Annotated in this window: 21 protein-coding genes; 18 read left to right on the top strand and 3 right to left on the bottom strand. The window is 54.0% G+C overall.

Annotated elements, in window-relative coordinates; genetic code table 11:
* The first annotated feature begins 19 nt into the window (after window positions 1–19).
* From SERAS12_RS20245 to SERAS12_RS20180, 14 genes are all read left to right on the top strand, one after another.
* Window positions 20–2,152 carry a peptidase domain-containing ABC transporter gene (locus SERAS12_RS20245; RefSeq protein ID WP_013814330.1) on the top strand — a complete coding sequence of 711 codons (2,133 nt, stop codon included), beginning with the start codon at window positions 20–22 and terminating at the stop codon, window positions 2,150–2,152.
* A 1-nt stretch (window position 2,153) separates the two neighbouring features.
* On the top strand, window positions 2,154–3,317 hold the full coding sequence (locus tag SERAS12_RS20240; RefSeq protein WP_041416338.1) for an efflux RND transporter periplasmic adaptor subunit: 1,164 nt from the start codon (window positions 2,154–2,156) through the stop codon (window positions 3,315–3,317).
* Complete coding sequence (locus SERAS12_RS20235) at window positions 3,307–5,262, top strand: ABC transporter permease (RefSeq protein ID WP_013814328.1); 1,956 nt, start codon at window positions 3,307–3,309, stop codon at window positions 5,260–5,262. Before SERAS12_RS20240 ends, SERAS12_RS20235 begins: the two co-directional genes overlap by 11 nt.
* Entirely contained in the window at window positions 5,259–6,650 is a 1,392-nt protein-coding gene (locus tag SERAS12_RS20230) for an efflux transporter outer membrane subunit (RefSeq protein WP_013814327.1), read from the top strand. Before SERAS12_RS20235 ends, SERAS12_RS20230 begins: the two co-directional genes overlap by 4 nt.
* Window positions 6,643–7,920 (top strand): beta-ketoacyl-[acyl-carrier-protein] synthase family protein, encoded by a 1,278-nt coding sequence (locus SERAS12_RS20225; RefSeq protein WP_013814326.1) that lies wholly within the window; start codon window positions 6,643–6,645, stop codon window positions 7,918–7,920. Before SERAS12_RS20230 ends, SERAS12_RS20225 begins: the two co-directional genes overlap by 8 nt.
* A gap of 2 nt (window positions 7,921–7,922) precedes the next feature.
* Window positions 7,923–8,165, top strand: coding sequence for an acyl carrier protein (locus SERAS12_RS20220; RefSeq protein ID WP_013814325.1), 243 nt, complete (start codon window positions 7,923–7,925; stop codon window positions 8,163–8,165).
* Window positions 8,166–8,950: 785 nt separating this feature from the next.
* Complete coding sequence (locus SERAS12_RS20215; protein WP_013814324.1) at window positions 8,951–9,499, top strand: tyrosine-type DNA invertase; 549 nt, start codon at window positions 8,951–8,953, stop codon at window positions 9,497–9,499.
* A 487-nt stretch (window positions 9,500–9,986) separates the two neighbouring features.
* Window positions 9,987–10,502 (top strand): fimbrial protein, encoded by a 516-nt coding sequence (locus tag SERAS12_RS20210; RefSeq protein WP_013814323.1) that lies wholly within the window; start codon window positions 9,987–9,989, stop codon window positions 10,500–10,502.
* Between the two features lie 89 nt (window positions 10,503–10,591).
* Window positions 10,592–11,269 (top strand): molecular chaperone, encoded by a 678-nt coding sequence (locus tag SERAS12_RS20205; RefSeq protein ID WP_013814322.1) that lies wholly within the window; start codon window positions 10,592–10,594, stop codon window positions 11,267–11,269.
* A gap of 105 nt (window positions 11,270–11,374) precedes the next feature.
* Window positions 11,375–13,924, top strand: coding sequence for a fimbria/pilus outer membrane usher protein (locus tag SERAS12_RS20200; RefSeq protein WP_013814321.1), 2,550 nt, complete (start codon window positions 11,375–11,377; stop codon window positions 13,922–13,924).
* A gap of 10 nt (window positions 13,925–13,934) precedes the next feature.
* On the top strand, window positions 13,935–14,987 hold the full coding sequence (locus SERAS12_RS20195) for a fimbrial protein (RefSeq protein ID WP_239440957.1): 1,053 nt from the start codon (window positions 13,935–13,937) through the stop codon (window positions 14,985–14,987).
* 53 nt (window positions 14,988–15,040) lie between these two features.
* Entirely contained in the window at window positions 15,041–15,568 is a 528-nt protein-coding gene (locus SERAS12_RS20190) for a fimbrial protein (RefSeq protein ID WP_013814319.1), read from the top strand.
* Between the two features lie 138 nt (window positions 15,569–15,706).
* Complete coding sequence (locus SERAS12_RS20185) at window positions 15,707–16,411, top strand: response regulator transcription factor (protein ID WP_013814318.1); 705 nt, start codon at window positions 15,707–15,709, stop codon at window positions 16,409–16,411.
* A 52-nt stretch (window positions 16,412–16,463) separates the two neighbouring features.
* Window positions 16,464–17,132 carry a response regulator transcription factor gene (locus tag SERAS12_RS20180; RefSeq protein ID WP_013814317.1) on the top strand — a complete coding sequence of 223 codons (669 nt, stop codon included), beginning with the start codon at window positions 16,464–16,466 and terminating at the stop codon, window positions 17,130–17,132.
* A 103-nt stretch (window positions 17,133–17,235) separates the two neighbouring features.
* Here the strand turns inward: SERAS12_RS20180 and SERAS12_RS20175 are convergent, their stop codons facing one another.
* The gene (locus tag SERAS12_RS20175) at window positions 17,236–17,787 is read right to left on the bottom strand and encodes a tyrosine-type DNA invertase (RefSeq protein WP_013814316.1); all 552 of its coding nucleotides are present in this window, start codon (window positions 17,785–17,787) and stop codon (window positions 17,236–17,238) included.
* A 422-nt stretch (window positions 17,788–18,209) separates the two neighbouring features.
* Between SERAS12_RS20175 and SERAS12_RS20170 the strand changes: the two genes are divergently transcribed.
* The 3 genes from SERAS12_RS20170 to SERAS12_RS26500 all read left to right on the top strand — a co-directional run bounded on the left by SERAS12_RS20170 (window position 18,210) and on the right by SERAS12_RS26500 (window position 20,552).
* A complete protein-coding gene (locus tag SERAS12_RS20170; protein WP_013814315.1) occupies window positions 18,210–19,862 on the top strand; it encodes a multidrug ABC transporter permease/ATP-binding protein in 1,653 nt (550 codons plus the stop codon).
* A gap of 388 nt (window positions 19,863–20,250) precedes the next feature.
* On the top strand, window positions 20,251–20,367 hold the full coding sequence (locus SERAS12_RS25835) for a YmiA family putative membrane protein (RefSeq protein WP_041416335.1): 117 nt from the start codon (window positions 20,251–20,253) through the stop codon (window positions 20,365–20,367).
* Window positions 20,368–20,378: 11 nt separating this feature from the next.
* Window positions 20,379–20,552, top strand: coding sequence for a hypothetical protein (locus tag SERAS12_RS26500; protein ID WP_013814314.1), 174 nt, complete (start codon window positions 20,379–20,381; stop codon window positions 20,550–20,552).
* On the opposite strand, the gene SERAS12_RS20160 is transcribed toward SERAS12_RS26500, so the two are convergent.
* The gene (locus SERAS12_RS20160; RefSeq protein WP_013814313.1) at window positions 20,542–21,762 is read right to left on the bottom strand and encodes an MFS transporter; all 1,221 of its coding nucleotides are present in this window, start codon (window positions 21,760–21,762) and stop codon (window positions 20,542–20,544) included. The two genes, SERAS12_RS26500 and SERAS12_RS20160, sit on opposite strands and share 11 nt — an antisense overlap.
* A gap of 243 nt (window positions 21,763–22,005) precedes the next feature.
* Complete coding sequence (locus SERAS12_RS20155; RefSeq protein ID WP_013814312.1) at window positions 22,006–23,742, bottom strand: ABC transporter ATP-binding protein/permease; 1,737 nt, start codon at window positions 23,740–23,742, stop codon at window positions 22,006–22,008.
* A 193-nt stretch (window positions 23,743–23,935) separates the two neighbouring features.
* On the opposite strand from SERAS12_RS20155, the gene SERAS12_RS20150 reads away from it, so the two are divergent.
* Window positions 23,936–24,643: a tetratricopeptide repeat protein gene (locus SERAS12_RS20150; RefSeq protein WP_013814311.1), complete on the top strand. Its 708-nt coding sequence runs from the start codon at window positions 23,936–23,938 to the stop codon at window positions 24,641–24,643.
* The last annotated feature ends 30 nt before the right edge of the window (window positions 24,644–24,673 follow it).

The following is a 24,673-nucleotide window of genomic DNA, read 5'->3' as shown; positions in this document are numbered from 1 at the left end:
GTCAGGGATGTAAAAAAGCATGGAACACATTATTCCAACGCCGGTCTTTCAAAGCGAAATCAATGAATGCGGATTGGCCTGTATCGCCATGCTGGCGGAAACTCAAGGGATCGACACGTCTTTGGCGGAGCTGCGGGATCGTTATCCGGCGTCGCAGCACGGCACTTCGCTGGCGACGCTGTGCGCCATACTGTCAGAATTGGCGCTGCCGGCTTATCCGGTGGCGTTTGAACATCAAGATCTCGCCGCTCTGCCTTTGCCGGCGATTTTGCACTACGGCGCGGGCCATTATGTTCTGTTGGCCTATCGTAAAGGGAACTACGTCTGTGTAATGAACCCGGCGTTCGGCCAACAGCTGTTGCCGTTTGGCGCGTTGAAAGCAGAAATTAGCGGCTATGCGTTGGTGTTGGATCGCGAAGGTTCCTCTACATCCCCTATGCCCGCAGGAAAGAAGCGCAACGGGCGTTGGCGCGCGTTCGCCAGCCTGAGCATGAAAGATACCGCCGCCCTTGCCGGTATTTATCGCCTGGCGGCCATGACATTTTTTATCTCGTTGACGTTATTCATTATGCCGGTGATGGTGGGCAGCGCGATTAACCAGGTATTCTCGACTGCGGGGGAGGCGGGTTTTCCTTACTTCTATTACCTGTTGGCATTTGTAGTCTCGACCGCCCTGGCGTTGGCCGTTCGCATGATTACCGAACGTTTTATCAAGAACTTTGTTTTGCTGCACAGTGCAGCCGGCTTTTCCCGTTTGCTTGATAATTCGCTGAATTTCTTCAATAAACGTGCGCCGGGTGAGATCTTCAGCCGTTTCACCAGTTGGCAAATGGCCGCCGGGCAAAAGATAGAGTTGGATAACAGCCTGCGCACCGACTGGATTATCGGTGCGATCGCGTTGGTGGCGATGTGTTATCTGAGCCCGATGCTGGCCCTGGTGCCGGTGAGCGGCATGCTCCTGATGGGGGCAGTCAGCGTATGGGCCATTTATCAGGACCGCTACTATACCCAGCAGTTGCAGGCGAAAGGCGCTGCGCAAAATGACTTTATTCTGGAGACCATCCAAGGGTTTTCAACCATCAAATCTGCCGGCCTTACCGGCCAGCGGCAGCAGGGCTTCGCCGCCCACGCTCTCTCATTGTTTAACTGCCTGCAACAACAAAAAATCTATGAGCAGGTGAAGGGCAGCGTTTACCAGTTGATCGCCAGCCTGGAGATGGTGTTTTTCATGCTGCTGGCGTTGCCATTATTGAAGAGCGGTGAGCTCAGTCTGGGCGCATTCTTCGCCTACAGTTTTATCCGTGAAATTTTCACTTCTTATACCAGCAAGATCTTTTTCTCCGTCCTGCATAAAAACCAACTGCATGTCATTGACGAACGCGCGCGGGACCTGTTCCCCGCGTTGTCTTCTGCTAGCGGGCAACGCGGCGGTCGGGTGTCTGGCTTCAATGCTCGCTTGTGCTACCGCTCGGTGACGTTTGCTTACGATGCCGGCCAGCCGATTTTGCGGGATCTGTCGCTGTCCCTGATACGCGGGCAGTGCATCGCTATTACCGGCGGTTCCGGCGCCGGCAAGAGTACCCTGCTGAAGGTAATGGCCTGTCTGCTGGTGCCTCAACACGGTGTGCTGGAACTCGACGGTCAAACGATCGACGGCAGTGCGGCCCAGGGGGTGTTTTTCCTGCAAAGCCAGGAGGATATTTTGTTCAATGCCTCGGTATTACAGAATATCACGCTGTTTGCGTCGCCGATGCCGGGGCAACAGGCGAGGGTAGAAAAGGCGCTGCGTGGACTGGGCCTGGCCGACGCGGTGGCGAAGTTGCCGGGAGGGGTGAATGCGCTGGTACGGGAAAGTCACGCCGGCTTGTCGTTGGGGCAGCGCCAGCGCCTGTTGCTAGCGCGCGCCATGTACAGCGATTGCCCGGTACTGGTGCTGGATGAGCCGACGGCGAATCTGGATGAAGACACTGCGGGTAAGGTAATAGCGACGTTATTGGCCCACTGTCGGGAACACCGTAAGACACTGATAACCGTTACCCATAACCAGAGGCTGCTGCCGCTGTTTGATCGGGTTTTACACATGGCGGAAGGTCGGTTGGAAACCGCAGCTTTTCCTCACACAACGGTGAGACGTCATACGGCGGTTGAGTGACATGATAAGGAAAAAAGTGCTTTTCGGCCTGGTGGTGCTGTTTGCCATTGTGTTGTCGATCGCCGGAAGTTTGGCGCTGCTGAACCGTCCGGGCGCAATGGAGCCGTCGAATTCGGTGCGCATCGGCCGCGGCGACATCGAGAAAAACGTTTTGGCCACAGGCATTCTTAAACCGGCTCTGCAGGTCAATGTGGGCGCGCAGGTCAACGGGCAGTTGAAAAAGCTGTATGTCAAACAGGGCGATCGAGTGAGCCAGGGGCAACTGTTGGCTGAAATAGATCCGACCTTGCAGAAAAACGAACTGCGCAAATCACAGGCTGAGTTGCAAAGCGCGCAGGCGCAGAAACTGATGAATGAGGCGTTGTTGACGCAATACCAACTGGAACTCACACGCCAGAGGGTACTGCGACGAGATAGTGCCGGCGTGCTCAGCGATTTGGAGAAGGCTCGGGCGCAGCGGGATGCCCAACTGGCGCAACTGAAGGTGAATGAGGCGCAAATCGTTCAGGCGGAAATGGCGTTGGAAACCGCCAGAGCTAACCTGGCCTTTACCCGTATTGTTGCACCCATTGGCGGTGAAGTGTTGGGCATTGTTACTCAGGAAGGGCAAACCATTGTCTCTTCGCAGAGTGCGCCGACCCTGCTGGTACTGGCCAACGTGGATACCATGATGGTGCATACCCGGATATCAGAAAACGACATCCTGAAAGTGCAGGTGGGGCAACCGCTGTGGTTCTACGCTGCCGCCGATCCCAAATGGCGCTATGACGGCGTGATGGGGACGATACAGCAAGCGCCGTCCGAGGCACTGGAGGCCGATCCGATGAGCAGAAATCTGAGCCAGCAGTCGTCGGCGGTGTACTACAACGGCGTTTTTGCCGTCGCTAACGGCGAGCGCCGGTTGCGTACCTCGATGACGGCGCAGGTGTTCATTGTTACCGACCGGGCGACGGACGTGCTGCGGGTACCGATGGCTGCGCTCGGTGCACCGCAGGGCGTGGGCCAATATCAGGTACGGGTGCGCCAGGGGGAACAGATTGTGTCGCGCCAGGTGCGGACAGGCATTAGCGATCGCCGCTACGCCGAGGTTCTGGCAGGGCTGGAGGAAGGTGAGTGGGTGCTAATGGCACCGCAGAATGACACAGAGGAAGATCATGACCGCTAAGGCCACGCCAGTGATCGTTTTGGAAAATGTTTCCCGAGACTTCAACGCCGGCGAGCAAAGGGTAAGGATATTGAAACACATCTCGCTGTGCATTCAGCGTGGTGAAATGGTGGCTATTGTCGGTGCCTCCGGATCCGGAAAATCGACACTGATGAACATCATCGGCTGTCTCGATAAACCCTCTCAAGGCGTAGTCCGCATCAACGATGTGGCGATTCAGCAGGCGGACGGTGAGCGGTTGGCGCAACTGCGCAGCCGCCATGTCGGTTTTATTTTTCAACGCTATCACCTGATGCCGTACCTGACGGCCAGTGAAAATGTGGCGATCCCGGCGTTGTATACCGCTATGCCTGCTGCTGAGCGCCGCCTGCGAGCGCAGTGTCTGCTGGCGCGTCTAGGGTTGTCCCAGCATGGCCGGCACCGCCCGGCCCAGCTGTCAGGCGGGCAGCAGCAGCGGGTAAGTATTGCTCGCGCCCTGATGAACGGTGCGGAAATCATCCTGGCCGATGAGCCTACCGGTGCGTTGGACAGTGTCAGCGGCCAGGAGTTAATGGGCATTCTGCATGCGTTGCACGCTGCCGGGCATACCATCGTCATCGTCACGCACGATCGTCGGATTGCGGAGCAGGCGGAGCGGATCATTGAGATCGGCGACGGAGAGATCGTTACCGATCGCCATAATGACACGCGCCGGGTATCGGCTAACGGCCATTTTCCAGCGCTTTCCGCCCCGATTCGTCGGGCGCACCTCTGGCCGGCTTTCAGGGAGGCCGTCAGCATGGCCTGGCGCGCTTTGCTTGGGCACCGGGTTCGGGCGTTATTGTCGATGCTCGGCATCATCATCGGCATCGCTGCGGTTGTTTCCTCGATCGCCATCGGTGAGGGTACTCGGAAAAATATCCTGACTGAAATCAGTCAGCTGGGTACCAGTTCGCTGGAGATCCGCCCGGGGTTGGGATGGGAAAAGAAACGCCCGGATTTTGAACGCTCGCTGAGCTTGCAGGATGTCGCGCTGCTGTCGACATTGGCGTATATCGACAGCGTTTCCCCGGTAGCCAGTGCTCAGGTGCTGGCCGTTCGGGATGGCAAGCAGGTGCAGCTTCCCGTAATGGGCATCGGTAACGGTTATTTTCGGACGCAGGGCACTCGTTTGATCTCCGGAAGCACTTTTACTCAACAGGACTTATACCAACGCGAACCGGTGGTGATTATCGATACGCAGCTTAGGCAGGTGCTGTTCTCCTCCTTGCGGGATCCGATCGGGGAAGTGCTACCGCTGGCGGGCGTTCCTTATCGGGTCATTGGCGTGGCGGAACGCAAGGGCGCTAAATACGCCGGTGCTCAGCCACTTGCCTGGTTGCCTTACACCTCTCTGACTGGCCGCATATCAGGCGATATGCCGCTGGAGTCGATCGTGATGCGTGTGCGGGAAGGGTTTTCTCTGACCCAGGCCCGAGATGATGTGGAGCGGCGCTTGATTTTGGAACATGGTCGGCGGGATTTTTTCACGGTGACCGATGACCAGATGACGCAAACCCTACAGAAAGCCTCCGCCTCCATGAGCTGGCTGATTACAGCCATCGCAGGCATTTCGTTGTTGGTTGGCGGCGTGGGCGTGATGAACATCATGCTGGTGTCGGTAACGGAACGCACCCATGAGATAGGGATTCGCTTGGCGGTTGGCGCCAGAGAAAGAGACATTATGCGCCAGTTTTTGATTGAGGCGGTGGTCATCTGCAGTTTGGGCGGCGCCATGGGCATTGCCTGTTCCGCCCTGGTTTGCCTGGCGCTGGCCTGGTTGACGCCGCAGGTCACCATGGTATTTACCTGGCCGCCATTGCTGTTGGCCTGTGGTTTTTCGGCGCTGATCGGCGTGGGGTTTGGCTTTTTTCCGGCGCGCACCGCCGCCCGGCTACAGCCCGTAGAGGCATTGGCGCGCGAATGAGCAAATTTTTAACATTGGTTTTTGTTTTGATGATCGGTGGTTGCGGGGGGAGCCCTGCCGGCGGGGAGGCGCAGCGGCAGCTATTGCTGCCGTCACAATGGCGCATTGCCGACGAGGATGTTGGGGCGCTACGTAGCGGTGGCGCTTGGTGGGACAATTTTAACGATCCGCTGCTATCGGCTGTGATCGACGCCGTGCTGGCAAGCAATCAAGATCTGGCACTGGCCGGCTTGCAATGGCGCGAGGCCCTTTTAGACGCTGGGCTGGTGAACGGCAACCTGACCCCGGATATGGCCGCCAACCTGAGTGGCCGTAATATCAGAGCGCTGCAGGGTGCAGCGCGGCCTCAGGAGAGCTACCAGATGGCCTTCTCCCTGAGCTATGAATTGGATCTGTGGGGCAAGCTGGCGCGGACCCGTGAACAGGCTGCATGGCTGGCCGACGCCTCTGAATTGGACCGGAAAAATACGGCGCTGGTACTGATTGGCACCGCTGCTCGCTTATATTGGCAAATCGCCAATTTGAACCAGCAAAATCGGCAGCAGCAGGTTGCGGTGGCGATTGCGCGAAATACCGTGCGACAGGTGAAGACGCGCCATGCCGTCGGTGACGTCGGAAAGTTTGAAGTGTTGCAGGCCGAGCAAAAGTTGCTTGAACGGGAAAACCAGCAGCATGACCTGCGCCGGCAACGGGAGAACTCGCGTAATTCCCTGGCGCTGCTGTTTGGCCAGTCACCGTTCGCACGGCGTTGGGAGCGTCAATCGCTGGCTATCGAGAGTGTCCCCATTGTTCAACGCCAGCCGGTAGCCGTGATTGCTCAACGGCCTGATGTCCAGGCTGCGGAACGGCGGCTGCGAGCTGCTCTGGCGGGAGCCGAGTTGGCTCGTTTGAATTTTTTTCCGACGCTGAGCCTGGATGCCTCGCTGGAGGCGGGTAGCCGGGTCTTTCGGCAATGGTTCAGCGATCCGACGCGCGCGCTGGGGATGTCTCTGACGCTGCCGTTTATTGAATGGCGCAAGATGCGATTATCCAGCGAGAAAGCGCTGTTGCGGGCGCAGCAGGCGGAAATCCAGTTTCGTGATGCTGTCTATCGCGCCTTGGCGGACGTGGATAATGCTATGGAGCAACGTTTGGAAGCGCAACGGCAAATCGACAACCAACGGCAGCATCTGACGATGAGTCGGCAAGGCGTTATTTTGGCGCAGAACCAATATCAGGCCGGTGCGGTGTCATTGCAGACGTTGCTGGATGCTCAGGATGCGCTGTTGTCCAGTGAGAATGCGCTGTCGGAGCAGCAGTACCGTTATCTGAATGCCACCATGCAACTGTGGTTGGCGCTGGGGGGAACAGCATCTCAGAATCAAGGGAAAGGAATTAAACATGGATAAGGGAAGATTGCAGAGGCGGGTTGTGGTAACCGGCTATGGTGCTGTAACGGCATTAGGCACCAATGCGCAACAAAATTGGCAGGCTATTATGGCGTACCGATTAGCCTATCGGTATCACGACAAATCGGCTGCGGGGATCCGTTCACGTTTTTTTGCGTTGATGGATGAAGAGCCGCCGCTTGAAGGCATGTCGCGGGCGACCCTGCGTCGATTACCGCGTTTTGCTCGGCTGGCCTTGGCGGCGGCGACGGAAGCGATAGACATGGCATTCTCTTCAACCTCGACTGGGCCGGCACATTTTTATCCTTCGCTGGATTGCGGTGCCATTATCGGCAGCGGGTGGGGCGGGCAGGATGAGATCCTGGTCAATAACGTCGATTATCAGCATTCAGGCCTGGGCCGATTGTTCGGCGGTTTTCATGCGATGCCCAATATCGCGACGGCGATCTGCAGCCAGCGTTGGTTGCTCAGGGGATATCAGAGTTCACCCTCCGCTGCCTGTGCAACCGGGAGCATCGCTATTGGCGAGGCGTTTGAGATTATTCGCAGTGGCCGCGCAACCATGATGTTGGCCGGTGCTGCCGAGTCGCTGAGGAACAATGGCGCTATATGGAATATGGATGTACTGCGTGTGTTGAGCAATGAGCAGCAGGATATCACCAAAGCCAGCTGCCCATTTAGCCGGGCGCGCAACGGCTTTGTGTTGGCTGAAGGGGCGGCGGTGCTGTGCCTGGAGGAACGTGATGCTGCTCTGGCGCGCGGTGCAACGATATTGGGAGAAATCAAAGGATACGGCAATTATTCGGACGCCTTCGATCTTACTGCTCCAGCGGATGACAAGCAGGCCAGAGTGAAAACCATGCAACAGGCTCTTGCGCAGGCGGGTCTTGGCAGCCACGAAATCGACTACATCAACGCGCATGGCACTTCAACGCCGCTCAACGATCTAAATGAAACCGAAGCCATCAAACTGGCGCTGGGAGCGGATGCATACCGCATTCCGCTTTCCAGTACCAAATCTTATACCGGCCATCTGATCGCCGCCTCCGGCAGCTATGAGTCCATCCTCTGTTTGCAGGCTCTTCAGCAACAGGTAATACCGGGCACTTGCCATTTGAACGAGGCCGATCCGGCCTGTGATCTTGACTATGTTAGCGAAGGGCATCGCTCCGGGGATTTGAGGCACGTAATGAACCTCAGCTTTGGTTTTGGGGGCGCTAATGCGGCATTGGTGTTTGGCAAGGCTGACATTAATAATCGGCAGGAGTGATGATGGAAAAGTACCCAATCTTGTATGAAGCTATTTGCACCCTGCTATACGAGGCCAGGGAGTTGGATCGGGCATCCCTGTCGGCAGATATACCTTTGCGGCAGATAGGCTTGGATAGCCTGGATTATGTGGAGCTGATGCTGCTGGCCAAGCGGGAGTTCGGGATATCACTCAGTGCGGAAATGTTTATTGACCAGCCGGATCTGACATTATCAGAGCTCTGTCATTATATGTCCGCGCAATAACTGTCTATCCGTCGTCTTTCAAGCGCAGCGTTGTTGCCTGCACGCATTTACGTGGCCCGTCCATGGGCCACTCTCCTCCGGGCCGCAGCAAGCAGCGTTCAAATCTGCTCCGGGCAGATTTGTCACCCCAGCGACTTACCTGAGCAAGCTCCTTGAGATGAGGTAGCTGGGTGCCTGGCTGTGCTGTACAGGGATGTACGAATGCCGCGAGCGCATGGATGCGGCTTGAGCGGCCAACGTGAAACCCATAGAGGATAATAAGATGCCTCAGGTTTCACATCGAGGTATGGCCGTTCTTTCTTAATACTTCTCTTCCGTCCCCGATTATCATTCCTCGATATCGATAAATAAGACGATGAAATTATCAATATGCACTGTATGAGTATTCTTAGTTCCTTTTGTTACCTATGAAAACAGGGCTTGGAACAGCCGCGAAACATTGTTAGGAATATTCTTTATTTATAGCGACGACTCGCCGGTTATTGTGATGAAAATCGCTTTCCTTGGCGTTCTAAGTGGTTTTTTTTTAATGAAATAGAGGTTGTACATGTTGAAATCATTAACCTTACTCAGGATCACATGCTCGGCATGCGGTTCATTTTTAGTATAAATCATGTCGGTAATTTTCAACTTCAACCAGAGCTGTTCAGTCAGATCAAATCCGCTATACTCCGCGCAGGATGCAGGAACCTATCCGTAAACCGGAGTACGCTCCGCGTATCCATTGTGGTGATGTAAAAGGAAAATGACAGCCACATTTTTCTGATCAAAGTAATAGAGGTACCATGTCCAATCGTAAACATCTAATGCCTTCCGAAGTTGAAAGGTTGCTTGAGGTTACGCTGCAGGGGAAGAATCCAGAACGTGATTACTGCCTGATATATATGTGCTTTATACATGGTTGCCGCGCCAGTGAAATTGGCGGCTGGCGACTCTCGGATATCGATCTGGAGGGCGGTAATATCTATGTCCATCGGTTGAAGAATGGTTTTTCCACCGTGCACCCATTATACCTGCGTGAAAGGCAATGCCTGCGGCGCTGGCTGGAAAAACGCAAAGAGCACCGTGGGGCCGATGGAGAATGGTTATTCCTTTCCAACCGGGGAGGACGCCTGTCACGTCAACGAATTTATTCTCTGATTCGGCATTACAGCAGAGCGGCTAAATTGGAAGTAAACGCTCACCCTCATATGCTGCGTCACGGCTGTGGATTTGCGTTGGCCGATCGTGGGATCGATACCCGGTTAATTCAGGACTACCTGGGGCATAAGAATATCCAGAATACTGTCATTTATACCGCCAGCAACGCGCAAAGATTCAAGGAAATTTGGTAAGCAGGATTTAAGTTAATATATTTAAGGAGTCACTTTGAACTAAACTGAAACATACTGTAAGGACGTGTAAAACCAATGTCAACACTCGCATCAGCTCTTTCCTAAATATTCGATTTTTTTATTTAAAAACAAAAGGATGAGCGGTATTCATTTAAATTATAGCCAGCCATGATCTAAGTATAATCCTGCTTAATTTCCAACCTCTCTAAATATCCCACCCAACCATCTGGTGTTTTTAACTGTTTACTCTTATTTAACCTAATTAATGGTTTATAAAAAACCAAAATAAATAAAATAATCAGCATAAAAAACCAAAGGAGTCACTTTAGTTCAAAATGAACCGTTTGGATGAATAGGCTCTCGGCAATAAATCACCCCTGTCGGAGAGTACATCTTGGTTTGCGAACTAAATAAAAAGGAGTGACATAGGGTTATGTCGGAAATAAACCAATGCGTTTTTTGCATTAATTAAAAGGAAATTAGTAGGATGAAAAAGAATCTGCTGGCTTTAGCCGTTGTTAGTGCGTCCGTATTTACCACTTCGGCATTCGCTGCCGATGGCGTAGTCAACTTCAAGGGCTCGATTACCGATCAGTCCTGTACCGTAGATACCACATCAAAAAACAAGGAAGTTGTCTTGGGTAAGGTTTCCAAAGATGCATTCACCGCGGGCAAGACCGCAGGGGCCAAACAGTTCAGCCTGGTGCTGAAAAACTGCCCGAAAACAGTTTCTGGTGCCACGGTGCGTTTTGACGGTACCAAAGTCGTGGGGCAGGCCGGTTTACTGACGCTGACGGAGGCCACTGATGCAGCGACCGGTGTGGGGGTGCAGCTGCTGGATGATCAGAACAGCGTGATTAATCTGGGCGTAGATTCACGCATTTACACTCTGGTTTCCACAGGGGATAACACGCTGGACTTTATGGCCCGTTATTACGCCTATGCAGCTGTTGGTACTGGTAGCGCCAACGCGACGGCAAACTTTACCGTCGTCTACCAATAAGGGTTTAGCTGACTTTCGGCAGTTAGTTAAATGGGCCAGGGGAAGCTATCTCTGGCTCTTTACTCATGGATGACCAGGACGCAAAGAGAATGAAAGCAGGATATTTCACGTTGGTTGCAGCGTTGCTGATGATGTTTTGGGTGCCGGCCCAGGCTGGGGTGGTGGTGGGCGGGACCCGTCTGATTTATGACGGCGCCAAAAAAGAGTCTGCATTGAATATCAGCAATCCGGACGCCGAGCCTTACCTGATCCAATCGTGGGTTGATGCGCAAGAGGGTGACAGTGCCAAAGCACCTTTTATCATTACTCCTCCACTTTTCCGGCTGGACGGCGGGCAAAATAACCTTTTACGGGTAGTGCGGGCGGGCGGCAATCTGCCGTCAGACAGAGAGTCGCTGTATTGGCTGAACGTAAAAGCCATTCCGTCGGTAGAAAAGAAAGACAACACGTTGCAAATTGCGATCAAGACTCGCATCAAGCTGATTTATCGCCCGCAAGGCTTGTCCGGCAATCTGGAAGAGGCGGTCGGCAAGCTGACATGGCAGCGCAGTGGCAACGCTTTACGGGTGACCAACCCGTCTCCTTATTACCTCACCTTTTTCAATTTGAAGCTCAACGGCAGTGCCGTTGCCGGTAGCACTATGGTTGCGCCGCAGACCACCGCCAGTTTCCCGCTGTCTGCGGGGGGGAGCGCAGGTGGAAATCTCAGTTGGCAAATAATCAATGACTACGGAGGTACAGGAAAGACGTTCGCCAGTACGTTATAACGGATTATTTTACAACGCTTTTATCCCCAGACAGACGATGGGGGAAGGATGCGGCTTGCCTGATTTTAGCGGCGGTCGGAAGGATCGGGACAGGGAGTTAAAACGATGAATAACCCGAATTGTATTGGTTTGCGAAGATCCAAAGCAATCTTGGCATGTCTGTTTTCCTGCCAGGCGATATTGCTGAATTCACCGAGTGTGGCGCAAGCGCGTGATTATTTTAACCCTGCGTTGCTGGAAATTGATAACCCGGCGCTGCGCGGAGCGGATCTTTCAGTTTTCGAGGAAAATATCACTCAGGCACCGGGAAGTTACCGGGTCGATCTTTATCTTAATGGCCAGCAGGTGGATTCCCTGGATGTCGAGTTCAGGCTCCAACAGGATGCAGCAGGGAAAAAAATGCTGCAGCCCTGCCTTAGCGCTGAAAAACTGACCGAGTTAGGTGTCAGGTTGAGTTCACTTCCCGCGATCGCCGGCTCGGATGATTGCGTCAACCTGCCTCAGGCCATTCCACAAGCAAAGGCCACTTTTTTATTCAACCAGTTGCGGCTGAATTTGAGCATTCCCCAGGCCGCGCTGAAGTTGAACGCGCGTGATTACGTATCCCCTGACAAGTGGGATGCCGGCGTACCGGCTCTGTTGGTCAACTATAGCTTCTCGGGTGCTAACAGCCAGGTGAGTGAAAGCAAAGGGCAGGGCAATGACAACTATTATCTCAACCTGCGCTCGGGAATTAACTGGGGTGCCTGGCGGCTGCGCAACTATTCGGTGTGGAACCAGCACAGCGGTAGCGCCTCTTCATGGCGTTCGATCAATACCTATTTGCAGCGCGACATCATTGCATTGCAGAGCCGTTTGACCTTGGGCGATAGCACCACTTCTAGCGATGTCTTCGACAGCGTGCAGTTTCGTGGCGGTCAGTTGGCCTCGGAAGATGAAATTCTGCCGGATAGCATGAAAGGTTATTCACCGATAGTGCGTGGGATTGCGCGCAGCAATGCCCAGATTGTGATTCGGCAGAATGGCTATGTGATCTACCAAAGCTATGTGGCGCCTGGTGCGTTCGAGATTACCGATCTTTACCCCACCGGGGGTAGCGGCGATCTGAATGTGAGCGTGCGTGAAGCCAATGGCCAGGAGCAAAACTTTGTGGTGCCTTATGCCGTAGTGCCGGTATTGCAGCGTGAGGGGCGGTTCAAATACAGCCTCACCAGTGGGACATATCGTTCTTATGGCAGTGAGGTCGATGAACGGCCTTTCAGTCAGGCTACCGGCATTTATGGGCTGCCCTGGGGCGCGACTTTATACGGCGGCGTGCAGGCCGCGAGCAAGTATCAAGCCTTGGCTTTGGGCTGGGGGCAAAACCTGGGAACTGTCGGGGCCTTGTCCGCCGACGTAACCCAAGCCTGGACCAAACAGGAAACCCAGCCCAAGGACCAAGGGCAATCATGGCGTTTACGCTACGGTAAAAACGTTATCGAAACCGGCACCAACTTCAGCCTGGCCAGTTATCGCTATTCCACCCGTGGCTTCTATACCCTGCAAGAAGCGTTGGAAAGTTATGGCGGTAACAGTGCCAAATATAACGACCACAAGAAAAGCCGTGCCGAATTGATATTGAGCCAGAACCTGTGGAAGGGGGGCGGAACGCTGTCACTCAGCCTGTTCAACGAGGATTACTGGAATGATAGCCGTCGTTCGCAATCGGCCAGCGTTGGCTACAACAACAACTGGCAAAGCATTAGCTACGGTTTCAATTACACCTTCAGCCAGAACGGTTTTGACAGTAACGGCAAACGCAACAACGTTCGCGATCACATCCTGGCCTTTAACGTCAGCATCCCGCTGAACAAATGGCTGCCGGGCAGTTACGCCACCTACAACATGAACAGCAGCCGCAATGGCCCCACCAGCCATAACCTTGGGTTGAGTGGCAGCGCACTGGAAGGCAATAACCTGAACTACAGCCTTAGTCAGGGATATACCGGAAAAGGGGGAGGCGCCAATGGCAGCATTCAAGCCGACTATAAAGGCTCCTTGGCTGAGCTGAACCTGGGCTATGGCTACGATCGCTATCGTCAGCAGGTGAACTACGGGATCCAGGGCGGTGTTTTGGTGCATCAAAACGGCATCACGTTGTCGCAGCCATTGGGCGATACGGTAGCGCTGGTACAGGCGCCCGGCGCTGCGGGTGTCAACGTGCTGAATCAGACCGGTGTGAATACCGATTGGCGCGGTTATGCGGTAGTGCCCTATCTGACGCCGTACCGCCGCAATATCGTTGGATTGGACGGCGATTCTTTTGCCGATGATGTGGATATGACTCTCAGCAGCCAAACGGTGATCCCGACTCGCGGTGCCGTAGTGCGTGCCAGTTTTAGCCCCAATGTCGGTTTGCGCGTACTGATGACGTTGTTAACCAGGGCCGGAAGCCCGGTCCCGTTTGGCGCGACCGTCAGCGCTCTTAATGGGGCGAATGGCAATGCCAGTATTGTCGGTGACGGCGGACAAGTTTATCTGGCTGGGTTGGCTGACAGCGGTCGGCTACAGGTCAAGTGGGGAAATGGCGCTGCGCAACAGTGTCAGGTCAGCTATCAATTGGCTAACCAGCCTGAAAGCGGTGGGATTCGCTTGGTCAAGGGGCTGTGTTTATAAGGTGCGTGTGATGACAACAGTAAAATTAAATCAACGAATAACGCTTGTATATAGTGTTCTATTTGCCTCTATGCTCAGCGTTCAGCCGGCTCTGGCCGCTATAGGTCAATGTAAACCGTCGGGGGGGCCCCATCCCTTTTCGTTTACTTTTACACCTACGCTGACTAATCCGGCGCAGAACGTTGCCGGCCTGGTGATTGAAAACGCCGCGGGCAATAACTGGAACCTGAGCGGGACTTATGATGTGCAGTGCGAATGTAAAAGCCGTACTGCTTCCTATATCACTGCCAAGTCTAGCTTGCCAACGCAGATTCATAGCGACGGACGTTTATCTTATTACGCGTTGAACGAGTATCTGGCTGTTGCCAGCGAAGTCTATGTAGGCGGTTATAGGAATGAGTACATCCCGACCCCCTTCAGCAATGTATCAAATTTAAAAAACGAAATGGGCCAGGATGAGAGTTGCGCCAGTGCGCACTATTCCAGCGGTGCCAGAGGGCGAATTCATTTGTACTTTCGGCGCCCGTTTGTCGGTCAGACCATCATTCCCAGCACCCAACTGGTCGAAACCTATGTTTCGGTATCCAACGGGGTGAGCAGCGTGATTCCGGTATCTACCGTATCAATGAGCGGGGTGGTGACGGTACCGCAAAACTGCGAGATTAGCCCACAGACGGTAGTGGTGGATTTTGGCGATATCCTGTCTACCAGCTTTCGGACTAAAGGGATGATGCCGCCGGGTTTTACCCCGCACCAGAAAGAGTTGACCCTGGCCTGCCGCAATATTTCCTCAGGGGTCAAAGTCAGCCTGTCATTCAGAGGAGAGGTTGATAGCAATATGCCCGCGGCGCTGAGAACCAGCAACAATAGCATAGGGGTGATGATAGAGGACCGATTTGGCGGCCCCATTTCGCCACAAAGCGGCCGTCTGCCGGTTGATTTTCTCTATCCCAGTCAGAGTGGGAGCACCAGGTTCAGCGTGTATCCGATAAACACCACCGGGCAGGCACCTGCAGCTGGTGTATTCACCGCCACTGCGACCATCCAGGCAGAAATGGAATAACTGAAGTTTTATGGGTAGCGGGTCATTTGATTCTTAAAGAAAAGGAAATTGCTATGTTTAATGGCTTTAGCGGAATAAGCCGGATAATGATTCTTGTCGGCATTTTTCAGTGGGTAATTCCGGCGGTCGCAGTGGCGGCGAAACTCCAAATAACCGGCAATATTAAGGCGGCTCCCTGCATCGTAGATGGGGCAAACAGTAATATCCAGGTTAACCTCGGCGACACTATTTCCGCCGCCACTTTGGCTGGTTCCGGCTCTGCCAGCGAATGGATCGAGTTTCCCATAACGCTGAAAAATTGTCCGGCCACCACAACCTCGGCGACTGCGACCTTTACCGGTTCGGTGGCAGAGGAGAGCGGTGCCTTATATAAGAACAACGGGACCTCAAGCCGAGTGCAGATTGAGTTGCAAAATCAGAGAGGTGTAAATTTGGGCAATAATAAGAGCATGGTTCAATTGGTCAATCAATTCACGCATGAGGCCAAATTTGATCTCCGTGCCCGAGCATACAGCACTTATGGCGGTGCAACGCCCGGCAGCATAGATGGCGTACTGCAAATTTCTTTTATTTATGAATAGATATTTATCCGGCGAACTCACGGCATCGGATTTTTGAGCAAACGGCCATTTACGTTGAAGTTTTATCACGACAAAAAACGCTAAATTTGGTGACACTGACCGGACAAGTAACCGTAATAACAAATCGGAGGCAGTGATATGAATACCTATTGTCAACCCAGTATTTCGCTAGCTTCAAATGATGCATACGATAAAAAGAATGGTGATGCAGTCATTATGGAACCTTGCCCGGTCACCGCGCTTGGAATACGTAATAAATTAATTGAATCATGCGGCTATCGCCAGGATAGGATCCAGCACGTCAGGTGTCTTGCCGATCTGCCGCCCGTATTGCTCAAACACAGGCCCCGTTTATTGATTATGGAGCTGTGTGGCAAGTCAGAGTCAGTGCTGGATGGCTTACGCCTGATTGCTGAGGTGCAAGCGGGCTCGCCCCAAACCGCATTACTGGTTTGCACGGCGTTGGATGAGTCCAGAATATTGAGGCAGTTAATTGCCTCTGGTATTCGCGGATTGATGCTAAAACAAGAGCCCGCTATCGCCTTGACGCACTGTGTACAGCAGGTATTGGCAGGAAAATGCAGCTTTAGCCACCGGATCCGCCAACGTCAGTTGCATGAAGCCACGCCGGGTCGGCCTCTGACGACTCGTGAACTGGATGTATTGGCAGAGTTGTTCTCCGGTAAGAGCGTGTCCAGCGTGGCCTTGACGATGCGTCGCGATATCCGCACCGTCAGTACACATAAACGTAATGCCATGCTGAAGCTGGGTTTTCACAATGATGGGGAGTTATATCTTCAGGGAAAATGGATGGCCATGAATGGCCCGTCCTTTGTCCGTTAACGGCGCCTGACAGCGCATTAACGCGGCAGGAGAGATAAGACAGGAGCAGAATATGTATTCTTCGCGTCATCAACCTCTACACATCGCATTAATGGATCGTTGTCCCTTAATGCTTGATGGGCTGGCCAGTTTTATTGGCTCACTCTCGAAATCGGGAAAGATTGTGCTGCAGGAAACCAGTATGAGGGAGGCCGCAGATAGTGTGGTCTATCAGCAGGCTAACGTCCTGATTGCGGAGTTATCCGGTGTGGATGAGACTGCCGTACAGGGGCGGGAGATTCTGCTTAACCTGTGCATGCAATTGCCGACACTCAGAGTGGTGGTTTACACCCGTAGCCAAAGTGCCGAAGAGCTGGGCCCGTTATTGAGTCAGCCTAATATCAGCATTGTCGCTCGAGATGACGCATTGCCACTGGTGGCTGAATTCTTCAACCGGGTACTGAGCGGTGAGCGAGTACTGAGTCCGCAGATTGGTGCCTGTTTGGCTCGTTCTGCCTGCCGCGAGACTTCCGTCGTGCACGAGCTGACTCGTTGCGAAAGTGATGTTATGGCTTCTTTGTTTAACGGTATGAGCCTGCGGCAAATAGCCGATCTGCAGTGTCGCAGCATCAAAACGATCAGTGCGCATAAATGCAGTGCGATGCGTAAACTTCAAGTGACGAATGATAGCGAATTGTTTTCTCTGCACACCAGGATTACCCGGAAATTTTCCGGGGAGTAGCTAAAGCACTCTCGCTGTCGGGAATAACGCATGAAATAGGGTACGCCTGAAGACGCTTAATGCGTCTTCAGAAATAGTGAGCCCCTGAATGACTATGCCGGCGTTATATATTGATGATGCGGAAGCGCTCCACGTTGGTGGCGGTATAAATGACCGTATTCTGGATGTTCTTATGACCCAGATAATCCTGAATCAAACGGGTATCGACACCTCTGTCGGCCAGGGCATAACCGCAGGAGTGGCGCAACATATGAGGATGGACCTGAACGCTGATGCCGGCCATCTCTCCGTACATCCTCATCAATCGATACAGCTGTTGCCGTGAAATTTGCCCGCCGTGGCGCGATAAAAACAGCCACTGGCTGTCCGCCTCAAGGTAACTGGAACGTTGGTCAAGCCACTTCAACAGGGCATGACGTTCCCGGGGTTGTATGGGGTGTTGGACTGAAAAGCCATTTTTCAATCGGAATATATGCACCCGATTGGTGGTCAGATCAATATCTTGTAAGCGTAATGAACGTAGTTCACTGACCCGTAAACCATGAATAAAACACATCAATAACAAGCAGCGGTCCCGAATACTGTTTTTACCTTCATGAACGGCTGAGATAAGCTGCTCAATTTCAACCTGACTGAGAAATTTCCTTTTCTTCATCTTAATTACCTGGGGGTTGACTGTTGGCTGATTTTCACCTGTGATTTTTTATTAAAGCATTGAATGATAAGTAACGGCAAAGAAAATAAAGTGACCGCGCTTTTACATGGAGAGGTTATTTATATGTTTCATATTATTTTATGTTCGCGGTGAATGCTTTTATTTTATATTTTTGTTTATACCCCTAACAATGCTGCTGTTTGTTTTTTTTTGTTAATTTGCAGGCTCTTCTTATTTGAAATAATTTAATGCTGCCGATAAAGCTTTCTTCTCAGATATGCCAGACTCCACCTTCCGTTTATCGTTGCCTGTGCGGATTACATTTCTGCAGATGAAGGGCCAGGGATGAGAATTATTATTGATATCATTCTCTCGCCGCTTACAATGCTTGCCATCTCAAGATGGCAGGGTAAGGGTTTCTCATGGAGTTGCTTCGGGTGGTTTACCACCAGTATCGTTGGCCGTTTCTGGCGGTAATGGCGTTGACCATGGCCAGCGCGGCGCTGGGCATTGGCATCATTGCTTTTATAAATTTGCGGCTGATGACGGTGACCGGCAACCCACTGACCGTGCTGCCGGAATTCCTCGGGATTCTGGCGCTGTTGATGGCGGTGACGCTAGGATCTCAGTTGGCGCTGACCACGCTCGGTCATCATTTCGTGTTCCGGCTGCGCGGCCAACTGGTGAAGCGGATCCTGGATACCGATATCGAACGGATTGAACAATTGGGCAGTGCCTCTCTGCTGGCGAGCCTGGCCAGCGACATCCGCACGATCACCCTTGCCTTTGTCCGCCTGCCAGAATTGGTGCAGGGGGTGATACTGACGCTGGGGTCTGCGGCCTATCTGGGTTGGCTTTCACCGCGGATGCTGGCGGTGACCGCAGTCTGGGTGGCGGTGACGGTGATTGGCAGTGGATATCTGGTCTCGCGGGTGTATCGCCACCTGAGCAGCGTGCGTGAGGCGGAAGAGCATCTTTACCAACACTACCAGTCAGCCATTGACGGGCGTAAAGAGCTGGCGCTGAATCGCGACCGCGCGAAAGCGCTCTACCAGCAGGCCTATCAGCCGGATGCTGAAGACTACCGTTACCATATTATCCGTGCCGATACCTTCCATCTCAGCGCGGTGAACTGGTCGAATATCATGATGCTGGGGGCTATTGGTCTCGTGTTTTATATGGCCAACAGTCTGGGCTGGGCAAATACCGCCGTTGCGGCGACCTATTCACTGACACTGTTGTTTCTGCGCACGCCATTGCTGCAGGCTGTGGGGGCTTTCCCGACGCTGATCGGTGCCGAAGTGGCTTTCAATAAGATCAAAGCCCTGCATCTTGCCGATTATCAGCCTGCATTTCCTGCGGTTGAAGCCAAAACCTGGGAAACGCTGGAACTGCGCGACATCGTATTTCATTACGGCGCTACGGAGCAGAAAACCGGGTTTGCCGTCGGGCCACTCTCTCTGACATTGCGCCGCGGCGAATTGGTGTTTCTGATTGGCGGCAACGGCAGCGGAAAATCCACGTTGGCGATGCTGCTGACCGGGTTATATCAACCGGTCAGTGGGCAGATCCTGTTGGATGGCGTCGAGCAGAACCTGGCGAGCATGCCCGACTATCGCCGTTTGTTTTCCGCTATCTTTACCGATTTTCACCCGTTCCACCATTTGCAGGGACCCGATGGTCAACAGCCTGACGCCGAACTGGTGGAACGTTGGCTTAACCGGTTGAACATGAAAGGAAAACTGGAATTTAATGGCCTGCGAGTGACCAATCCGCAGCTGTCGCAAGGGCAGCGCAAACGCCTGGCGTTGCTGCTGGCGGTGGCGGAACAGCGAGATATTCTGCTACTGGACGAATGGGCGGCGGATCAGGACCCGCAATTTAGGCGCATCTTTTATCGAGAGTTGTTACCGCAGCTGCGCGAGTTGGGTAAAACGGTATTTGCCATCAGCCATGACGACCACTATTTCGAACATGCCGATCGGCTGCTGCAAATGCGCGACGGGCATCTCAGTGAATTGTCCGGCAGTGAACGTGAGCGCGCCAGTAAGGACTCTGTTACGCAGATTAGCTGATTTATCTCACTCTGTTCAGGCCGTCTACGCGGCCTGAATTATGGATTCAGTTCTTCAAACCGCAGCGGAAGCCCTCTCCTTTATTTGTCTTTACCCTCAAACCTCCCGCCAATTTCGGTTAAATCCAGCCATTAGTTTTAATAATAATTCATTTACCAATGGTTTGATTTTGATCGTTTGTATCGTGGCACACTGCCTGAATACTGATTATTGGGTTGTTATTAGCCTGCGCGAAGCGTGGAACTGTTTTTTCCTGTCACTCTGGTCGTTCAGAGTAGGTTGCTAGCATGTTTTATTTAAATTTCCATAGTGTAAGGCTACTTTATTGATTGTTTGAATGTATCAATAATGCAGTGTCAATCAATTTAATCTATTGGTGAGGCGCAGAGTGATAAGCAAGGATGGAGTGAGCATCAAACGTAAGGCTTGGCTGTGCGTGTTTATCGGCTGTGGGGTATTTTGGTTGGGTGTTGCCGCCGCGATTTATGGGTTGCTGATGATTTAGGAAACATGTCGATGGACAAAAAACGCGTTAAAAACGGCAAGAGCGCCAAAGAGCGCAGTCTGGCCAGGATACCGCCTCGCTGGCAGTTGAACGCTGCACAGCGAGATTTTATTGACGATCTCTGGCAGGCGGACGCCCCGGATCCTGCACCGACGCTATCCACTCGTCACGACGTTAGCGGATGATGCGATTACGCCCGGCGAGAACGCCAAACAGCATTTGCAGCAGGGTCAGGCCCAGCAGGATACTCAGCGGCAATTGCCAACCCTGGGTCAGGTCGTGTAACAGGCCGAACAACGTTGGGCCCAGCGCCGCCAGTAAATAGCCTACCGATTGCGCCATGCCCGACAACTGTGTGGCCTGGTGCTGATGTTCGCTGCGCAAGCCAAAGAATGACAGCGCCAGCACCAAAGAACTTCCCGCCCCCAATCCGGCAAAAATCAGCCATATCAGCGAGTTTTCTGGCAGCAACAGCAGGCCGGTGACGCCAATAAAAATCAGCGACGAACTGCACAACGCGATAGCACGCTGATCGCGTGCGCGCGGCAGAATAAATACCATGGCAAAGTTAGCGGCGATCGCCACCACCTGGTAGATAAACAGTTCGAAACCTGCCTGTTGCGGCGAAGTGCCGTGGCTGGCGGCAAAGGCGCTGAACCAACCGATAATGGTGTAGAAGGTGATGGACTGTAAGCCCATAAACAGCGCTACCTGCCACCCGAGCGCACTGCCCCATGGCGAGCGGAACGGCATCAATGGGGCCTGTCGCGCATCACTGGCCGTTACAGCCGGTGGGCGGCGCAACTGCGGCAACCAGACAAGCAGCGCCAACAGGGCCGGCAAGCTCCAGCAAAGCAAAGAGAAACGCCAGCCGAGGTTCTTCAGTTCCGCCAACGGTACTGCCAGGCCGGAGGCGGTAGCGGCAGCCAGAGACATCACCGCCGCATAGCCGGCAATCATGGCGGCGGCTCGGCTGGGGAAGTCGCGTTTGACCAGCGTTGGCAACACCACGTTGGCAAACGCGATGGCGGCGCCGATCACTATGCTGCCTATCCACAGCATGCCCGCTTGCGGCAGAGAGCGCAGAACGATGCCTGTCGCAAGCAGCAGCAGTGCCATGCCCAGCGTGCGTTCGATGCCCATTCGTTTGGCCAGGCCCGGCGTCATCGGCGAGAGCACGGCAAACAGTATCAACGGCAGTGAGTTAAGCAAGCCGGCGGAAGTGGCGGACAACATTAGCTGTCGTTGGATCTGTTCCAGTAACGGGCCAACGCTGGTCAGCGCGGCGCGCAGATTGGCGGCGATCAGCATGATGCCGGCCACCAGCAATAAGGGATGGCGTAAACGGCTGCGTTTTATGGCGGCAGATTTTGGGGATAAAGCAGGGTATGACATGAATTCCTCGCACCAGCATGCAGCCAATCAATCCTGCAAGACATGATGCGTTGATTGACGTTAACGCTTACGTACCGACAGGGGGCCGATATCTGTGCGCAAGTTTAGGGAAGAACTCGGGGTCTGACAAGGGGGGCGTCTAACTGACGCTGATGGGATCTGGCGTCTATAACCGGGACTGCACCTAAGCGACTCAATGGCCCGATGAACGATAAGCTTGTTTATCGGGCCACTGTCGCTCCGTTAGCCGGCGACGGGCAGCGGGCCAAGCGCCATGCGCGCCGGTTCGTTTTGTTCCGGGCGGCTAAAGCGCCAGCAACTCTGGTGGTATTTGGCCACGCTGTTGCGGTGCGCCACGCTCACCAGCGTTACCTGCGGCAGCTCATCGATCAGCAGGCAATACATCAGTTGCTCGGTTTCGTCGTCCAGCGCGCTGGTGGCCTCGTCGAGGAACAGAATATCCGGACGGGTCAAAATGGCCCGGGCAAACGCCAACCGCTGCTGCTCACCCGGCGACAGACGTTGGCTCCAGTTGGCACTGGTGTCCAGCCAGCGCTGCAAATGTTTCAGACGGCAATTTTCCAGCACTTTCAGCAGTTGCTCATCGCTGTATTCGGCGGCGAGGTGGGGGTAACTGAGGGCTTCTCGCAACGTGCCTATCGGAATGTAACTGCGTTGCGGCAGGAATAATGCGCGGCTGGCGGCATCGAGCCCAAGGGTGCCGGAGCCGTACGGCCAGATACCGGCGATGGCGCGCAATAGCGTTGACTTGCCGCAGCCCGACGGGCCGACGATCAGCACGCGTTCGCCGCGCTTCAGCGTCATGGAGCTTGCATCCAGCAAGCTCTGGCCGTCCGGCAGTTGCAGGCTGAGACTATCAAGAACCAACGGCTGGGTACTCTCCGGCCGCAGTTGAATGCCGCGTTGCTGATTGTGAACCTGATCCACTGCGGCATTAAAGCCAGCCAGACGGTTCACGCAGGCTTTCCAGGTAGCCAGATCGCTGAAGGCGTCGATAAACCACGACAGCGCCCCTTGCACCTCGCCAAAAGCGGAGGCGATCTGCATCATGCCGCCCATCTGGATGGCGCCGGAAAAATAGCGCGGCGCCGCCACCAGCAGCGGGAAAACAATGGCGAACTGGCTGTAAAAGTTGGAGGCAATGTTGAGCCGCCGGGTGATGCGCATGATCGACCACCAGTTGGCGCGAATAGTATCAAAACGGTCGCCCAACTGTTGCGCCTCGCGGGGTTCGCCGTGATACAGCGCGATGGCATCGTTGTTTTCGCGGATGCGGATCAGGCCAAAACGGAAGTTCGCCTCATAGCGCTCCTGGTTAAAACCGAGCTGAACCAGCGGCTTGCCGACCCACCAGACCAGCAGGGAACCCAGTCCGGCGTACAACAGAGCGAACCACACCATATAACCGGGAACGGTGAGGGTGTGTTGGCTAATCATAAAGGTCATTGGCCCGCTGACGTGCCACAGAATGGCGACAAAGGAAAATAGCGTCACCAGACTGGAGAGCAGCCCAAGCGAAAGCGATAGCGTGTACTGGGTCAGGACGTTGAGATCCTCGGCGATACGCTGGTCCGGGTTATCGACGATCTGCTGTTGCTCGGTATGGTAATAGGCCTGATGTGCCAGCCATTTACCCATGAATTTTTCCGTCATCCAGCGCCGCCAGCGCATTTGCAGGCCCTGCGTCAGGTAGATTTTATACACCGCCAGCACGATGAAGATCAGCGCCAGATAGGTGAAACGCCACAGCTGCGCCTTGAACACCGGGTAATTTTTATTTTGCAGCGCGTCGTAGAACACCTGGTTCCACTGGTTGATCTGCACGCTGATATACACCAGACCGAGCGACAGGGAGACGATGGCGATCAGCATCGACCAGGCTTGCCATTTTTCTTCCGAAACCCAAAAAGGTTTAATCAACTGCCAGACGGCGTGTTTTTGCGTAGGGGGGCTGTTCATAGGGTTCTCGGGTTTTTTACGTTCCGATCAGCATGAGCCGCCGCCTGGTAACAAACAAACCGTGACATGTAAGCAGTTTTAACGCGGCTAACCGTTTGAAATATTGTGAGTGAATCCTTAGAGGTGAAGCCTGGGGGCATGAGGGTTATACTGGCGCCGAATTACCGGTTACTCACTCTGGAAAGGATAAGGCATGAAGGCGTTGGTTCCCCTGCTGTTGACCTATGGTGCGCTCGCCAGCGGCCAGGTGATGGCACATATTGATGAGCCGGATATTGATGCTGATTGCCAGAAAGTGGCGGGCTACGCCGCACTGGGGAAAAGCGCTTATCAGCGGGGCGATTATGGCCGGGCGGCCGATGTTTTTCGTGATCAGGCCGCCTGGAGCGAGTTTTGCGGCCTGAACGATCAGGCGATCGCCACTGCCTATAACAACGTGGCGCTGGCGCTGATGCATGCCGGTGAACTGCTCAAGGCGCGCGCTTATCTGGAGCTGGCGCCGAAGGATGCGAAATCCCTGCATAATCTGAAGTTGCTGCAGCAACGTCTGGCGAAGCAACCGCCGGCGAGCGGGCCGGGTGGCATCTATTGGCAGTACGCCGGGCGCGGCGTATGGAGCGAGGTAGAGGTCAAGCCTCAGGGCGAGCGCTGGCTGATTAATTATTCCGGCTATTATATGCCGCAAATGGGGCTGTATTACGGGCCGAATATGGGCGAGTTCGCCGAGGTGTTGCCGATTGAACGGGGCAAGGCGGTATACCGTCAGCGGGAGCCGGGGGACGGGATGGCCTGTGATGTGATGATGCAGTTTACTGCGGATGCGGTGGACATGCGCACCAAGGGCGACTGCGGATTTGGTTTTAACGTGCAGGCGCAGGGCACTTTCGTCCGGGTCGAATAATCGGCTGCGGATCTCGCAGCCGAAGCCGGT

This window comes from Serratia sp. AS12 (assembly GCF_000214195.1).
Classification (GTDB): domain Bacteria; phylum Pseudomonadota; class Gammaproteobacteria; order Enterobacterales; family Enterobacteriaceae; genus Serratia; species Serratia plymuthica.
This window is presented reverse-complemented; position numbering and strand designations above follow the sequence as displayed.

Excerpts from the sequence above, each read along its gene's own strand:
- SERAS12_RS20185 (WP_013814318.1), top strand. The coding sequence starts at position 15,707 with ATGAATACCTATTGTCAACCCAGTATTTCGCTAGCTTCAAATGATGCA.
- SERAS12_RS26500 (WP_013814314.1), top strand. The coding sequence starts at position 20,379 with ATGGACAAAAAACGCGTTAAAAACGGCAAGAGCGCCAAAGAGCGCAGT.
- SERAS12_RS20220 (WP_013814325.1), top strand. The coding sequence starts at position 7,923 with ATGGAAAAGTACCCAATCTTGTATGAAGCTATTTGCACCCTGCTATAC.
- SERAS12_RS20200 (WP_013814321.1), top strand. The coding sequence starts at position 11,375 with ATGAATAACCCGAATTGTATTGGTTTGCGAAGATCCAAAGCAATCTTG.
- SERAS12_RS20190 (WP_013814319.1), top strand. The coding sequence starts at position 15,041 with ATGTTTAATGGCTTTAGCGGAATAAGCCGGATAATGATTCTTGTCGGC.
- SERAS12_RS20205 (WP_013814322.1), top strand. The coding sequence starts at position 10,592 with ATGAAAGCAGGATATTTCACGTTGGTTGCAGCGTTGCTGATGATGTTT.
- SERAS12_RS20230 (WP_013814327.1), top strand. The coding sequence starts at position 5,259 with ATGAGCAAATTTTTAACATTGGTTTTTGTTTTGATGATCGGTGGTTGC.
- SERAS12_RS20150 (WP_013814311.1), top strand. The coding sequence starts at position 23,936 with ATGAAGGCGTTGGTTCCCCTGCTGTTGACCTATGGTGCGCTCGCCAGC.
- SERAS12_RS20170 (WP_013814315.1), top strand. The coding sequence starts at position 18,210 with ATGGAGTTGCTTCGGGTGGTTTACCACCAGTATCGTTGGCCGTTTCTG.
- SERAS12_RS20180 (WP_013814317.1), top strand. The coding sequence starts at position 16,464 with ATGTATTCTTCGCGTCATCAACCTCTACACATCGCATTAATGGATCGT.
- SERAS12_RS20210 (WP_013814323.1), top strand. The coding sequence starts at position 9,987 with ATGAAAAAGAATCTGCTGGCTTTAGCCGTTGTTAGTGCGTCCGTATTT.
- SERAS12_RS20225 (WP_013814326.1), top strand. The coding sequence starts at position 6,643 with ATGGATAAGGGAAGATTGCAGAGGCGGGTTGTGGTAACCGGCTATGGT.
- SERAS12_RS20245 (WP_013814330.1), top strand. The coding sequence starts at position 20 with ATGGAACACATTATTCCAACGCCGGTCTTTCAAAGCGAAATCAATGAA.
- SERAS12_RS20235 (WP_013814328.1), top strand. The coding sequence starts at position 3,307 with ATGACCGCTAAGGCCACGCCAGTGATCGTTTTGGAAAATGTTTCCCGA.
- SERAS12_RS20155 (WP_013814312.1), bottom strand. The coding sequence starts at position 23,742 with ATGAACAGCCCCCCTACGCAAAAACACGCCGTCTGGCAGTTGATTAAA.
- SERAS12_RS20195 (WP_239440957.1), top strand. The coding sequence starts at position 13,935 with ATGACAACAGTAAAATTAAATCAACGAATAACGCTTGTATATAGTGTT.
- SERAS12_RS20160 (WP_013814313.1), bottom strand. The coding sequence starts at position 21,762 with ATGTCATACCCTGCTTTATCCCCAAAATCTGCCGCCATAAAACGCAGC.
- SERAS12_RS20240 (WP_041416338.1), top strand. The coding sequence starts at position 2,154 with ATGATAAGGAAAAAAGTGCTTTTCGGCCTGGTGGTGCTGTTTGCCATT.
- SERAS12_RS20175 (WP_013814316.1), bottom strand. The coding sequence starts at position 17,787 with ATGAAGAAAAGGAAATTTCTCAGTCAGGTTGAAATTGAGCAGCTTATC.
- SERAS12_RS20215 (WP_013814324.1), top strand. The coding sequence starts at position 8,951 with ATGTCCAATCGTAAACATCTAATGCCTTCCGAAGTTGAAAGGTTGCTT.